The following is a 12,841-nucleotide window of genomic DNA, read 5'->3' on the forward strand; positions in this document are numbered from 1 at the left end:
GCCCGCGGGTCTGAGGCGGACGCAGCGGGCTGGCATGGTTCTTGAATATTCGATGCCGGGTCTCACATGCGGAGCCGGCCATGCACAGGGCGAACAGCGCGATAGCGGCAGGTGTGATGCTCGCGGAGTCGGACGATCTCGTCAGACCGCTGCCCGGCTTGCTGGATGGTCTCAACCGGGCTGATTGCAATCGCTTGCGTGCGATCGGACGCGAAAAGATCCTGGAAGCCGGCCAACTGGTTTGGTCTCAGGGCGACGCACAGGCCGGGATCTACCTGATCAGCGAGGGACGCATACGCAGCTACTATGCTGCACCGTCGGGGCGCGAAGTCACGCTCGCCTATTGGTTTCCCGGCAACTTCGTCGGCGGGCCCGACATATTCGGGACGGGCCCGCACATGTGGACATCGGTTGCAGCCGAGCGCAGCCGGTTGACGTTCATGCCCGGACCGGCGCTGCGGCGGCTTGCGCTGGAATCGCCGACGATTGCCGTCGCCTTGCTGGATGCCCTCGCATTCAAGGCGCGATGCTATTCGGCGATGGCCCAGATGCTTGGGACGCGCTCGGTGACCGAGCGGCTGCACAGCCTGCTGATCTTCCTGTCGCACGTCTACGGCGTGAAGCGCGACAACGAGGTCTTCGTCGGCATGCCGTTCACCCACGGGGATCTCGCCAACCTCATCGGATCCACCCGCCAATGGGTGACCGTGCAACTCGCGCGGCTCCAGGACGAAGGCGTGATCAGATACGAAAGATCCGTGATTTCGATCCTGGATATTTCTACGCTCGGGCAGGCGATGGGATAATGTCCGCCCTTTAGCCGCCAGACTTCAATTCGAACGCCGATCCGTCTGCGCCTGCCTCGAACCGCCGCGCCAGTCCGATCAGCGCGCGATCGTGCCAGGCCGGCGCTAGCAGGGTCACGCCCATGGGCATGCCGTTTGACAATTTCGCATTCGGAACGGCGACGCCGCAGAGATCGAGTAGATTGGCAAAGTACGAGTAGTAGCCCAGACGATTGTTGAGGGTGATCGGATCACGATGCATCTCCTCCAGTGTGAACGGCCGCGGTGCAGTCGGAACCACCAGGGCATCGATGCCGGCAAAGATTGCTTCGGCGTCGCGGCGAAGCCGGTGCAGCCGGTGAATGGCGCCAAACGTGTCGATCGCCGAATAGCCGGCGGCTGAGCCCAGCACGGTCCTCGTGACATCAAGCAAGGAGCCGGATTCGACATCGATGAGAGAAGCGATGGCGGAGCGCCGCTCAGCGACCCAGGGACCGCTGAACATCAACTCCCCCGCTTGGCGGAATGGGGCGAAGTCCACCTCGATCGCCGTTCCTCCGATATGAGCAAGACGTTCGCAGGCGCTCTCGTAGAGTTCGCCGCATTCCGACATGCCGAAGCATTCGAGATCTGCTGGCGCAACGCGGCCGAACCGGAATGATGCCGCCGCCCCGTTGGCGGAGAAAAAGGTTCTGGGCAGGCGGCTGTAGGGATCTTCGAAATCAAACCCTTCGATGATGTCGAGGATTGCTTCGCCGTCGCTGACGGTATTGCAGAATACCGACACGCAATCGATCGTCGGACAATTCGGCACCAGGCCACGTGATGACACCAGCCCAACGGTCGGCTTGATTCCGACGATGTTGTTGAACCCGGCAGGTATGCGCCCCGAGCCGCCGGTATCGGTGCCGAGCGCAAAGGCGACGTGCCCCGCCGCCACGGCGACCGCGGACCCGGAACTGGAGCCGCCCGCAACATAGCGCGCATCGGCAATCGACGCGCAGGGGCCATGGGGCGAGCGCGCGCCGGACAGGCCTGTGGCGAACTGATCGAGATTGGTCTTTCCGAGGCAAATTGCGCCGGCTGCGGTGAGGCGTTCGACGCTATGCGCGGAATGCCAGGGCGTGTAGCTGAACGCCGGACATGCGGCAGTTGTCGGCATTCCCGCGACGTCGATATTGTCCTTCACACCAAATGGAATGCCAAGCAGCGGAAGATTTTCGCCCGTCCGCGCGCGCGCCACCAGCTTATGGCATTCTTCGAGTGCCTCCTGCCGTGGGCGAAGATAGATCCAGCAATTGCGGTCGCGCTCGGCCTCGATCCGGTCATACGCCGTTCCGATCGCCTCCAGCAGCAGGGACGAACTCCTGGCAATGCCTTCGTAGTTTGTCCTGAGGCGCGCGACACACTGGCTCACGGAATATCTCCTCATCCAACCGGCATGTGCGAAATTGCGGCAGTTCTGCGCCGCCAACAAGCAATTAAGTGCTTCGCCCAAATGGCCGCCTGACCGAAACGCGCAGCTCAAACAAAAAGGGCGCCGTGCCGAAGCACGACGCCCTCGTTTGTCGCTATACGCGCGATCAGTTGGTCTGCTGGATTGCCGACAATTCCCAGGCGCCGCCCGGACGTCGGGCAAAGGTCCAGACTTCGGTGGCCTCGCCCGGCTGCTCGCTGCCGGCGACGATTGCGCCGGTATTGCGGTCGAGCGTCTTGTCGGTGAGCGCGAAGCGCAGCGCCACCGTCGCGTAATCGGTCTCGCCTTCGCGCCAGGATTCCGCGAGGTCGCCCTGCAACAGCTTCACGCCGCTGACCTTGTTGACGACATTGCGCGCGCGGTTCTGGCCGAGGTCCTGCTCGAAATAGGAGACCATTTCCGGCGTCGCCAACGTGTGCAGCTTGGCCACGTCCTCATTCGACCACGCGGTCTGGACATCGCCGAGCAGGCGCTCGAACGCTTCATAGTCGTCCGGCTTGATCTCGAGCGGGGCGTTGTTGGCGCCGAAGCCGAAACCGCCGCCAAGACCGCCACCAAGACCACCACGGTTATTCGCCTGCGGTCCCGGACCGGCACCGGCGTCAGCGTTGGCATAGGCCGCCTGCGGGGTGTGCCGGCGCTGCCACCAGGACATCGCCAGCCGAACCACGAGCACCACGAGCACGATCTGGATGACCAGGCCGATGATCGACGACAGGCCGCCGAGGCCGCCGAACAGGCCACCGCCGAACAGCATGCCGAGCAGGCCGGCGCCGAGGAACCCGGCCGCAAGGCCGCCCAGGAAACCGCCACCGCGGCCGAACAGGCCGCCACGCGCGGGTGCGGCGGCAGCCGAATTCATGCCTGCGCCCGGCTGGGTGTAGGTCCGATTGAACTGCGAGGTCGAGCCCGGCGCGGTCGTGGTCGACGGCGGGGCCGAATAGGTGCGCGAACCGCGCGAACCAGACGACATGCCGCCACCGACGCGCGCGTCGGCGGACGAGATCGCCAGCGCAGTCGGCAGCGCAAGCGCCAGCACGACGGCAATCGTCTTGAAGAGGCTGCGGGAGCGTTGCGAGAAATTCATGTTGGTTTCCCAGATCCCCGGCATGGGGACGTGCCCCTAAGATGGGCAGCCTTCCGTAAAAAGGAAGCCACTATCGGAACTTATGGCTGCGGCCCTCAGTCGCGGGGATGTGGCAAAAGCCCATCTTTGGCGGCAGCTTGGCCGGGTACGCGAAGAGGCCGGTCGCGGGTTACCGGTCACTTGTGCGACGGGAGTTCCGGTTTCCCGTCGTCATTGCGTCGAGGGCCTCACCCCGCCTTCGCCATCGTCTCCTTCACGGCCGCCACGAGTTGGCTGAGCGTGAACGGCTTGGGCAGGAAGTCGAACTGCTGGCCTTCGGGCAGGCTCTTTTCGAACGCGTCCTCGGCGTAGCCGGAGACGAAGATGAACTTGATGTCGGGGTTCTTCTCGCGCATCGCCTTGAGCAGTGTCGGGCCGTCCATCTCCGGCATCACGACGTCGGACACGACGAGATCGATTCCGCCGCTCTGCTCTTCCAGCACCTCCAGCGCCTCGACGCCGTTCTCGGCCTCGACCACGGTGTAGCCGCGCGAGCGCAGCCCGCGTGCGTTGAGCGCGCGCAGACCCTCCTCGTCCTCGACCAGGAGGATGGTGCCCTGTCCGGTGAGATCGGTGCGGGGCTTGGCGTCAGCCGCAGGCCCGGCGTCCTTCGCGGCACCATTGCTGGCGCCAACGACCGGCGCCGGCTGCTCGACCTGCACCTCGGGCTCGGCATGGTGGCGCGGCAGGAAGATCTGGAACGAGGTGCCCTGCCCCGGCTCGGAATCCACGTAAATGAAGCCACCGGTCTGCTTGACGATGCCGTAGACGGTGGAGAGCCCGAGGCCGGTGCCCTTGCCGACTTCCTTGGTCGAGAAGAACGGCTCGAAGATCTTGTCCCGGATATCGGCGGGTATGCCGGTGCCGGTGTCGGCGACCTCGATCCGCACGTAATCCGCTGCCGGCATGCCCTTGTAGGCCAGCCTGGCCGCTTCCTCGGTGGTGACGTTGGCGGTGCGGATGATCAGCTTGCCGCCGTCGGGCATGGCATCGCGCGCGTTGACCGCGAGGTTGACGATGACCTGCTCGAACTGGGAGACGTCGACCTTGACCGGCCAGAGATCGCGGCCGTGGATGGTCTCGTGCTTGACCTTCTCGCCGATCAGGCGACGCAGCAGCATGGCGAGATCAGAGAGCGCATCGCCGAGGTCGAGCACCTGCGGCCGCAGTGTCTGCCGCCGCGAGAACGCCAGCAACTGCCGCACCAGCGTGGCGGCCCGCGTCGCGTTCTGCTTGATCTGCATGATATCCTGGAACGACGGGTCGGTCGGCTTGTGCGCGTTCAGCAGGAAGTCGTTCGCCATCATGATGGCGGAGAGCACGTTGTTGAAGTCGTGGGCGATGCCACCGGCGAGCTGGCCGACGGTCTCCATCTTCTGCGACTGATTGATCTGGTTCTCCAGCGCGCGCCGCTCGGTGGTCTCGAGCATGTGCACGATGGCGACTTCGGCGTCGTTCTCGGCCGCGTCCACGGGCGTGACGAAGAACTGGCCCCAGCGCTCTCTGGTTCCTTCGAGCGCCACTTCGACCGGCGCGACGTCGGCCTGGCCCTCCGCGGCCTGGTTGATGGCCGCGATCAAGAGATGCCGGTCGCGCGAATTGACCGCGCGGAAGATCGACTTGCTGGTGCTGTCGAGCCCTAGCGCCTGCCCGAGCTTGGCGTAGCGCGCATTGGCGCGCACGACGTTGCCGCCGCGGTCGACGGTGGCGATCGCCATCGGGGTATGGTCGAAGAAGCGCATGAAGCGCACTTCGGCGGCACGGTCCGGATCGCTGCGCTCGTCGCGGGCACGGCTGATCACCAGCGTGCGCGACGGGCCCGGCGCGCCGTCGGCGCCGAAGGCGAGCTTGTGATAGAGCCGCACCGGCATGGTCTTGCCGGTACGCATGCGCAGGTCGATGTCGAAGACCTCGGTCTTCACCTCGCCCGGCACCGACACGATCGCGGTCAGCAGCGAAGCGCCATCGCCGGAGACAATGTCGGTGAGCTTCAGCCCGCCCGAGCCGATCTCGGCAAGGTCGTAGTCGAGCCAGTTCGCCAGCGTCGCGTTGACATAAGCGAGCTCGCCGGCCGGATTGACCGAGAAAAAACCGCAGGGCGCGTGATCGAGATATTCGATCGCGTGCTGGAGTTCCTGGAACACGTCCTCCTGGCGCTCGCGGTCGCGGGTGATGTCGGCGATCGACCACACCGCATATCTCGTCTCGCGCTTGCCGGTGCCGAGAGGCCGCACCCGCATGCGTAGCCAGCGGCCCTGGCTGCCGTCATTGCCGGAGATGCGCACCTCTTCCTGCTGCCGCTTGCCTTCGCGCGCGGCTTTCAACAGGCGGAACACCGCCTCGGAGACGTCGGGGTTGCCGATGAAGACGCGCTCCACGGGACGCACGTCCTGTGGGCCGGCGGCGCCGGTCAGCGTCAGATAGGCCGCGTTGGAATAGACCACATGGCCCCGCGGGTCGGTCACGGCGAGGCCGTCAAAGGCGTGGTCGGCGATGCGCCCCATCACGGGATCGTCGAGATTGCGATCGACGAAGCGGATGATGCCGGCGGCGAAGGCGAACAGGTTGAACAGGCCGACCATCGCCAGCACGGCGAGGATGCCGAGGATATAGGGCTGGGCCTGCGCGCGCCCAAGCGTCATCAACCCGACGGCAACGGCGACGAGGCCGGCGGCCACCAGCAGCACCAGCGCAATGCTGCCCGAGCGCGGCGACGGCTCGTGCGCCGCAACGGGCTCGCGTGTGAGGTCGTGGTCGGTCTCGGCAGTCATCTCAAGCTGGCACAGCCTGTCGGCAGAGAATCAACGCGCTACAGGGCGCGCAGGGTCCTCCCTGCCTGAATCGGACCCGCAGACGCAAGGGCAGCAGGGGCGAAAGGTACGCTGATTCCCAGATTACGGCCATTTCCAGTACTTTTCAGGGGTATTATTGCCGGCTGGCGCCAAATCCGCTCTTCAGACGCATGACGTAGCCGATCACTTCGGCGACCGCATGGTAGTGCTCGGTCGGGATTTCCTCGTCGATCTCGACGGTGGCGTAGAGGGCGCGGGCGAGCGGCACGTTCTCGACGATCGGGATGTCGTGCTCGCGCGCGATCTCCCGGATCTTGAAAGCGAGGTTGTCGACGCCCTTGGCGACGCAGATCGGCGCCGACATGCCGCGCTCGTAGGACAGCGCGATCGAATAGTGGGTCGGGTTGGTGATGATCACGGAAGCCTTGGGAACCGCCGCCATCATGCGCTTCTTCGAGCGCTGCTGGCGCAGCTGCCTGAGCTTGCCCTTGATGTGCGGGTCGCCTTCGGACTGCTTGAACTCTTCCTTGATCTCCTGGAGCGACATCTTCTGCCGCTGGAACCAGCTGCGATACTGGAAGAAATAGTCGCCGATGGCGATGATCGCGAGCGCCGCGACCACCGCGCCGAGCAGGTGAATGGTCAGGCTGGTGGAGGCGCCGAGCAGGGCGGCGGGATCGAGCCTGACCATCGCCTCCATGCGATGCCGCTCCGGCCACAGGATCATGGTCATGACCGCGCCGAGCACGATCAGCTTGCCGAGACCCTTGAGGAAGTTCGCCGCCGCTTGCTTGCCGAAGATGCGCTTGAGGCCCTCGGCCGGCGACAGCTTGCTGAACTTGGGCTTGAGAGATTCGGCCGACCAGACCAGGCGGTGCTGCAGCACGTTGCCGGCAATTGCCGCCAGTACGAGCATCAGCAGCGGCACGCCCACCGCCGCGAGCACCGCGACTTCGATCTGCTGCATCAGAGCGAGCAGAGCCCTGCCGTCGGTCTTGATCATCCAGGAATTGGCGAGCAGGTTGCGCATCGGCGCCAATAGCCCGCTACCGACCGATCCTGAGAAGCTCGAGACCACCAGCGTGGCGCCCGCAATCATGAACCAGGTGTTGATCTCCTGGCTCTTGGCGACGTCACCGCGTTCGAGCGCCTCTTCGAGACGTTTTTGCGTCGGGTCTTCTGTTTGACTCTCTGGATCGTTGTCTTCCGCCATCGATCACCCGGTCACTTGAGTGGCATCATCTGGTGCATGACACCGATGAAATAGTCGAGATAGGTGCCCATCATCGCCGTGAGCACCACGGCGAGCACCAGGAAGCCGGCGAAGATCGAGAGCGGCACGCCGACGAAATAGACCTGCATCTGCGGCATCAGCCGCGCCAGCACGCCGAGCCCGATGTTGAAGACGAGGCCGAACACCAGGAACGGGCCGGAAAGTTGCAAGCCCAGGCGGAATGCGGCGGCAAAGGCGCGCGTCGCCAGCGCGGCGACATCGCCGCTCGACACCGTCTCGCCCGGCGCGAAGATCGTATAGCTGTCGTTCAGTGCCGCGATCACCAGATGATGGCTGTCGGTGGCGAACAGCAGCGTGACCCCCAATATCGTCAGGAAGTTGCCGACCAGCACGCCCTGCTGTCCCTGCGTCGGATCGACCGAGGTGACGAAGCCGAGCCCCATCTGCTGCGCGATCACGGCACCGGCAACCTGCAGCGCCGACAACGTCACCCGCGCGGTCGCCCCCAGCACGATGCCGATCACGATCTCATGCAGCATCAGGACCAGCAGCGGCGCGATCGAACCCATGTCGACCTGATAGGCGTTGCGATGCAGCGGCAGGATGATCAGCGTGAGCAGCAGCGCGATCGACAGTTTGACCCGTGTCGGGATATTGGTCTCGCCCAGGCCCGGCAACAGCATCACCATCGCGCCGACCCGGGCAAAGGCGAGCATGAAGGAGGCGGCAAGCGCCGGCAGCAGCGAGACGTCGATGCGCATGATGGGCGCATAGTGCCTCAGCCGCCGATGATTCGCGACGATATCCGCAGCATGTGGGAATGCAGTGCGTCGGCCATGAACGGCAAGGCCAACAGCATTGTGGCAAAGATGGCCAGGATCTTCGGCACGTAGATCAGCGTCTGCTCCTGGATCTGCGTCAGCGCCTGGAACAGCGACACGACGACGCCGACCACGAGGCCGACCAACATCAGCGGCGACGACACGATCACGATGGTCCAGATCGCATCACGCGCGACGTCGAGGGTTTCCGGTCCGGTCATTGCACAATTCCTTTGTCTTATTCCTCGCCTCCCACCGCTCTTGCGAGCGATGCGAAGACCTATCCCCCGTCATTGCGAGCGTAGCGAAGCAATCCAGACTGCCGCTTCGGAAAGACTCTGGATTGCTTCGCTGCGCTCGCAATGACGGTTGGGGCGGGCGCGAGCGCCAAAAATCAGATCGGCATCTTCATGATGTCTTCATAGGCCGCGATCACACGGTCGCGGACCGAGACCAGCGTCGACACGGCGACGTCGGTGTCTGCGACCGCCGTCACCACGTCCATCACGTTGGCCTTGCCGGCGGCCATCGCCACCGTCTGCGCATCGGATTTTCGGCCGGACTCCAGGACGCTGCCGACAGTGTCTTTCAGAAGAGAGGCGAAGGACTGCCCGCTCGGCTCGCTGCCCTTGCCGGCACCGCTGTTCTCCAGCACGCGAGCGAGGTTTGCATAGGCGTTGGCGGCAATTGTCGGTGTTGCCATGGTTCAAATGTCCTGTTCAGCTCTTGAGGATGTCGAGGGTGCGCTGGATCATCCGGCGTGTCGCGCTGATGATGTTGAGATTGGCCTCGTACGACCGCTGCGCGTCGCGCATGTCGGTCATCTCGACCACCGAGTTTACGTTCGGATATTTGACGTTACCGGTCGCATCCGCCGCCGGATTGTTCGGCTCGTATTTGGTGCGGAAATTGGACTGGTCGGGCTTGATCCTGCCGAGGGCGACGACCTGCGCGTCGAGTGTACGGTCGAGCGCCGAGGAGAAGGTCGGCACCTTGCGCCGGTAAGGATCGCCGCCGGCGGTCTGCGACGTCGAATCCGCATTTGCGATGTTCTCCGAGATCACCCGCATGCGCCCGGCCTGCGCCCGCAGACCGGAGGTCGCGATCGCCATCGAGCGGGCAAAGTCGCTGCTGTCGTTCGCCATGGTCTATCTCCAGCGCTCATTTTTGAGCATGATCTGGTCGGAAAACCGCTGCACACTTTTCCGGATCATGCTCTAGCCTTTGCCGATCGCGGTCTTGAGCAGATGCAGGCTCTTCGAATAGAGCGAGGTCACCGCCGCATAATCCATCTGGTTGCTGGCGGCCTTCATCATCTCCTCTTCGAGATTGACGGCGTTGCCCGCGGGGCGGGTCTCAAAACCCGCATTCTTGTTCTGGTCGAATCCGGAGGCCGCACCTGACGGCGCCATGTGGGAACCGCTGGTGCGGGTGAGCGCCAAGGGGCCCATCGAACCCGTGACGGCACCGCTCTTGTCCAGCTTCGGCTCGACCAGGTCGCGCGGCCGGAATTTGGGCGTGTCCGAATTGGAGACGTTCTCGGAAAGGACGCGCTGGCGCTCCTGGTGCCATTGCATCTTGGTGCGAAGCGCCGATAGCACCGGAAGATCGTTGATGGACATCGTTGCGGCTCCTTCCGCCTCGCAGGACCCATGGGTCCGAAGCTAGGCAGAATTTGCCGCCTGTATGGTTAACAGCTGGTTAAGGAGGTCGGAGGCAGTTGTACCCCGCCGGGACACGAATGCGCACGCCCCGTGATTCTACGCCTCCAAAAGCGGCATTAACCCAACCGCTTGGCGGCGCATGCACAGGCCAAGAAGTCGTTTTGGATCGAGCGATTCATGGGTTATTAAGAGTTGGGGACGGCAAAACTTGCCGTGGGACGTTAAGAAATCGCAGTTTGGGGCAACGTAAGCCAGTGGTTGGCGCATCTGACCACGGGCCCGAGACAAGCGCCATTTGTCGGGGACAAGTATGCAAGGCAGTCCTATCACCTTCATCGTCGCGTTCATCGTCGTTCTGGCGTTGATCGGCGTCGCTGCATGGCTGGTTCGCCGATTCGCCACCAGCCGGCTCGGCGCCAACACCCAGCGCGGCCGGATGCCCCGGCTCGCCGTGATCGATGCCGCCGCAGTCGACGGCCGCCGCCGTCTGGTGCTGGTCCGGCGTGACAATGTCGAGCATCTTCTGATGATCGGCGGCCCCACGGACATCGTCGTCGAACCCAACATCGTGCGCGCAGCGCCCGGCCGCGACCAGCTCCCGCAGCGCTCCAACGCTGCCGAGCCGCCGCGTCTCGCGCCGATGCCTGATAGCAGCAGCTGGGCCGACGAAGTACCGCGGCCCGAGCTGCTCGATCATCCCGAGCCGCAAATGCCCGAGCCGCCACCGCGGCCCGCGCGCCCCTCCTTTGCCGACGAAGTGCGCCGGCCCGCTCCTGCGCTGGCCGAACGCCGCAACGAGCCGCCACTGGCCGGCTTCACCTCCGAGCCGATCGCGCCGCGCCCCGAGCGCGAGCTTCGTCCCGAACCTGTTCCGCCGCGCGTTGCGCGCAACGAACCCCCTCTGATGCCGCGTCCGCCGCGCCAGAGCGAGCCGGTGAAGGCGCCGCCAGTGCGCGCCGAGCGCGTCGCCGCACCACCTCCGCCCGTGCCGCAGGCTCCGCCCGTTCCGCCGCCGGCGCCCGCTCCTGCGGCGCCATCGAGCGCCGAGCAAAATCTCGCGGAGATGGCGCAGCGACTCGAAGCAGCACTCCGCCGCCCCGCCGGCGAGACGCTTGCCCCTCCGGTCGCCCCGGAGCCCCCGGCCGCTCCTCCGCGTGTGGCCCGCAGCGAGCCGCCGGCACCCCCGGCCCCTCCCGCAAAGCCGGCTCCGGAAAAGACCAGCTTTGAAAATCTCGAAGACGAGATGGCCTCGTTGCTCGGCCGTCCGAAGCCGTCTTCGTGAGGCTGCCGGCCCTCCCGCGTAGAGTTTTTCTTCTTTCTGTCCTGATCGGCGCGGCTTCGCTCGCGATGCCGGCGCATGCGCAGGATATCAGCATCAATCTCGGCGGAGGAGGCGCTGGCGGTGGCGGCGTCACCGAGCGCGCGATCCAGCTGATCGCGCTGCTGACGGTGCTGTCGATCGCACCGTCGATCCTGATCATGATGACGTCGTTCACGCGCATCGTGGTCGTGCTGTCGCTGCTGCGCACCGCGATGGGCACCGCGACCGCCCCGCCGAACTCGGTGATCATCGCGCTGGCGATGTTCCTCACCTTCTTCGTGATGGGACCCGTCCTGCAAAAATCCTACGACGAAGGCATCCGTCCGCTGGTCGCCAATCAGCTCGGCGTTGAAGACGCGCTTCAGCGCGCCTCCGTCCCCCTGCGCGGCTTCATGCAGAAGAACGTGCGCGAGAAGGACCTCAAGCTCTTCCTGGATCTCTCCGGCGAGCCGCCGCCGGCAACCCCCGACGAGCTCGGCTTACGCATCCTCGTCCCCGCCTTTATGATCTCGGAGCTGAAACGTGCCTTCGAGATCGGCTTTCTGCTGTTCCTTCCCTTCCTGATCATCGACCTCGTCGTCGCGTCCGTGCTGATGTCGATGGGCATGATGATGCTGCCGCCCGCAACCATCTCGCTGCCGTTCAAGCTGATCTTCTTCGTGCTCGTCGACGGCTGGTCGCTGGTGGCAGGGAGTCTGGTACAGAGTTACGGAGGTTAGCGGGCGCGTGCCCAGGGGCGAACTGCGGAGCCCGCCTTGCATCCCTCCCGCACTCGACTTGGCCCCGCTATCTCCCCATCATTGCGAGGAGCTCTTGCGACGAAGCAATCCAGGCTGCCGCCGCGGACAGACGCTGGATTGCTTCGCTGCGCTCGCGATGACGGAGAATGGGGCGACCAGCAGCGCTTCGCGCGATACGGCAGCGCCCGCCCTCCCCCTACACGTCGTGCTGCTTGCTGAACTGATCGCCAATCAGCACCAGCATGCGGTGAGGTCGCATTGACCTGCATCACGCTGCCGAAAGCCTCACATGCATCTTGCTGCCTGTCGCCTCCGCGAAGCGCAGAAGCGTTTTGGTGCTGGGCAGGGTCTGGCCATTTTCGAGCCGGGCAATCGTAGATTGACTGGTGCCCATCCGAGCCGCGAGTTCCGCTTGCGAAAGACCAGCACGCAAGCGGGCCCTGAGCAGTTCGGCAGCGATCTCGAACTCGGGCGCCAGCGCGTCATACTCCGCCTTCACTTTCGGGTTGGCGAGCAGACGCGCCTTCAGCTTCTCAAAAGCGATCGACATGAGACGTCCTTTGCTCTTCGCAGCTCGATCTCGGAACGCGGCGTCTTCTGTGTCTTTTTCACAAACGCGCGCACAACGATCACTCTGCGTCCGATCGCAGTAACGTATAATGCGCGGGCAATTCCATAGCGACCGGCCAAGCGCAGTTCCCAGAGCTTCCCCTCTAGATGTTTCACGTGTGGCTCGCTAAGGCTCTCCAGCCTGCTGAAGCGATGCGCTCTGCGAGCCGCAGAAAACGTGCCTGCATATCGGCCGGCAGAGCCGCAATCTCTGCGGCGGCGGCCTCATCGAGAATTTCAACCCGCCAGGACACGGATCGACATTATCTCAT

14 protein-coding genes are annotated in these 12,841 nt (G+C 64.5%); 3 read left to right on the forward strand and 11 right to left on the reverse strand.

What is annotated here, in order from left to right; all coding sequences use genetic code 11:
• Positions 1-80: 80 nt before the first annotated feature.
• Positions 81-806 carry a Crp/Fnr family transcriptional regulator gene (locus FXB41_RS35595; RefSeq protein ID WP_007602160.1) on the forward strand — a complete coding sequence of 242 codons (726 nt, stop codon included), beginning with the start codon at positions 81-83 and terminating at the stop codon, positions 804-806.
• Positions 807-816: 10 nt separating this feature from the next.
• On the opposite strand, the gene atzF is transcribed toward FXB41_RS35595, so the two are convergent.
• From atzF to flgB, 9 genes are all read right to left on the reverse strand, one after another.
• Positions 817-2,424 (reverse strand): allophanate hydrolase, encoded by a 1,608-nt coding sequence (atzF, locus tag FXB41_RS35600; protein WP_246649441.1) that lies wholly within the window; start codon positions 2,422-2,424, stop codon positions 817-819.
• Positions 2,369-3,373 carry a Tim44 domain-containing protein gene (locus FXB41_RS35605; RefSeq protein WP_219685044.1) on the reverse strand — a complete coding sequence of 335 codons (1,005 nt, stop codon included), beginning with the start codon at positions 3,371-3,373 and terminating at the stop codon, positions 2,369-2,371. Before FXB41_RS35605 ends, atzF begins: the two co-directional genes overlap by 56 nt.
• A 203-nt stretch (positions 3,374-3,576) precedes the next feature.
• A complete protein-coding gene (cckA, locus tag FXB41_RS35610; protein ID WP_219685045.1) occupies positions 3,577-6,159 on the reverse strand; it encodes a cell cycle histidine kinase CckA in 2,583 nt (860 codons plus the stop codon).
• Positions 6,160-6,313: 154 nt separating this feature from the next.
• Complete coding sequence (gene flhB, locus FXB41_RS35615; RefSeq protein WP_007602156.1) at positions 6,314-7,393, reverse strand: flagellar biosynthesis protein FlhB; 1,080 nt, start codon at positions 7,391-7,393, stop codon at positions 6,314-6,316.
• Between the two features lie 11 nt (positions 7,394-7,404).
• Positions 7,405-8,175: a flagellar biosynthetic protein FliR gene (gene fliR, locus FXB41_RS35620; protein ID WP_219685046.1), complete on the reverse strand. Its 771-nt coding sequence runs from the start codon at positions 8,173-8,175 to the stop codon at positions 7,405-7,407.
• 17 nt (positions 8,176-8,192) lie between these two features.
• Positions 8,193-8,456 carry a flagellar biosynthesis protein FliQ gene (fliQ, locus tag FXB41_RS35625; protein ID WP_007602153.1) on the reverse strand — a complete coding sequence of 88 codons (264 nt, stop codon included), beginning with the start codon at positions 8,454-8,456 and terminating at the stop codon, positions 8,193-8,195.
• A 173-nt stretch (positions 8,457-8,629) separates the two neighbouring features.
• The gene (fliE, locus tag FXB41_RS35630; RefSeq protein WP_007612285.1) at positions 8,630-8,938 is read right to left on the reverse strand and encodes a flagellar hook-basal body complex protein FliE; all 309 of its coding nucleotides are present in this window, start codon (positions 8,936-8,938) and stop codon (positions 8,630-8,632) included.
• A gap of 16 nt (positions 8,939-8,954) precedes the next feature.
• Positions 8,955-9,380: a flagellar basal body rod protein FlgC gene (gene flgC / locus FXB41_RS35635; protein WP_219685047.1), complete on the reverse strand. Its 426-nt coding sequence runs from the start codon at positions 9,378-9,380 to the stop codon at positions 8,955-8,957.
• Between the two features lie 72 nt (positions 9,381-9,452).
• Positions 9,453-9,857, reverse strand: a complete 405-nt coding sequence (gene flgB, locus FXB41_RS35640) for a flagellar basal body rod protein FlgB (RefSeq protein WP_007602147.1) — start codon at positions 9,855-9,857, stop codon at positions 9,453-9,455.
• Between the two features lie 352 nt (positions 9,858-10,209).
• Here flgB and FXB41_RS35645 point away from each other — a divergent pair, with 352 nt between their 5' ends.
• Positions 10,210-11,181, forward strand: a complete 972-nt coding sequence (locus FXB41_RS35645) for a flagellar biosynthetic protein FliO (protein ID WP_007602146.1) — start codon at positions 10,210-10,212, stop codon at positions 11,179-11,181.
• Complete coding sequence (gene fliP, locus FXB41_RS35650) at positions 11,178-11,939, forward strand: flagellar type III secretion system pore protein FliP (protein WP_035994574.1); 762 nt, start codon at positions 11,178-11,180, stop codon at positions 11,937-11,939. Before FXB41_RS35645 ends, fliP begins: the two co-directional genes overlap by 4 nt.
• A 289-nt stretch (positions 11,940-12,228) precedes the next feature.
• Here the strand turns inward: fliP and FXB41_RS35655 are convergent, their stop codons facing one another.
• Entirely contained in the window at positions 12,229-12,510 is a 282-nt protein-coding gene (locus tag FXB41_RS35655) for a helix-turn-helix domain-containing protein (protein WP_007602141.1), read from the reverse strand.
• Positions 12,486-12,686: a type II toxin-antitoxin system RelE/ParE family toxin gene (locus tag FXB41_RS35660; RefSeq protein ID WP_311985937.1), complete on the reverse strand. Its 201-nt coding sequence runs from the start codon at positions 12,684-12,686 to the stop codon at positions 12,486-12,488. Before FXB41_RS35660 ends, FXB41_RS35655 begins: the two co-directional genes overlap by 25 nt.
• Positions 12,687-12,841 lie beyond the last annotated feature (155 nt).

The sequence above is a fragment of the Bradyrhizobium canariense genome, assembly GCF_019402665.1.
Taxonomy (GTDB): domain Bacteria; phylum Pseudomonadota; class Alphaproteobacteria; order Rhizobiales; family Xanthobacteraceae; genus Bradyrhizobium; species Bradyrhizobium canariense.

Excerpts from the sequence above, each read along its gene's own strand:
- FXB41_RS35595 (WP_007602160.1), top strand. The coding sequence starts at position 81 with ATGCACAGGGCGAACAGCGCGATAGCGGCAGGTGTGATGCTCGCGGAG.
- FXB41_RS35605 (WP_219685044.1), bottom strand. The coding sequence starts at position 3,373 with ATGCCGGGGATCTGGGAAACCAACATGAATTTCTCGCAACGCTCCCGC.
- cckA (WP_219685045.1), bottom strand. The coding sequence starts at position 6,159 with ATGACTGCCGAGACCGACCACGACCTCACACGCGAGCCCGTTGCGGCG.
- flhB (WP_007602156.1), bottom strand. The coding sequence starts at position 7,393 with ATGGCGGAAGACAACGATCCAGAGAGTCAAACAGAAGACCCGACGCAA.
- fliR (WP_219685046.1), bottom strand. The coding sequence starts at position 8,175 with ATGCGCATCGACGTCTCGCTGCTGCCGGCGCTTGCCGCCTCCTTCATG.
- fliQ (WP_007602153.1), bottom strand. The coding sequence starts at position 8,456 with ATGACCGGACCGGAAACCCTCGACGTCGCGCGTGATGCGATCTGGACC.
- fliE (WP_007612285.1), bottom strand. The coding sequence starts at position 8,938 with ATGGCAACACCGACAATTGCCGCCAACGCCTATGCAAACCTCGCTCGC.
- flgC (WP_219685047.1), bottom strand. The coding sequence starts at position 9,380 with ATGGCGAACGACAGCAGCGACTTTGCCCGCTCGATGGCGATCGCGACC.
- flgB (WP_007602147.1), bottom strand. The coding sequence starts at position 9,857 with ATGTCCATCAACGATCTTCCGGTGCTATCGGCGCTTCGCACCAAGATG.
- FXB41_RS35645 (WP_007602146.1), top strand. The coding sequence starts at position 10,210 with ATGCAAGGCAGTCCTATCACCTTCATCGTCGCGTTCATCGTCGTTCTG.
- FXB41_RS35655 (WP_007602141.1), bottom strand. The coding sequence starts at position 12,510 with ATGTCGATCGCTTTTGAGAAGCTGAAGGCGCGTCTGCTCGCCAACCCG.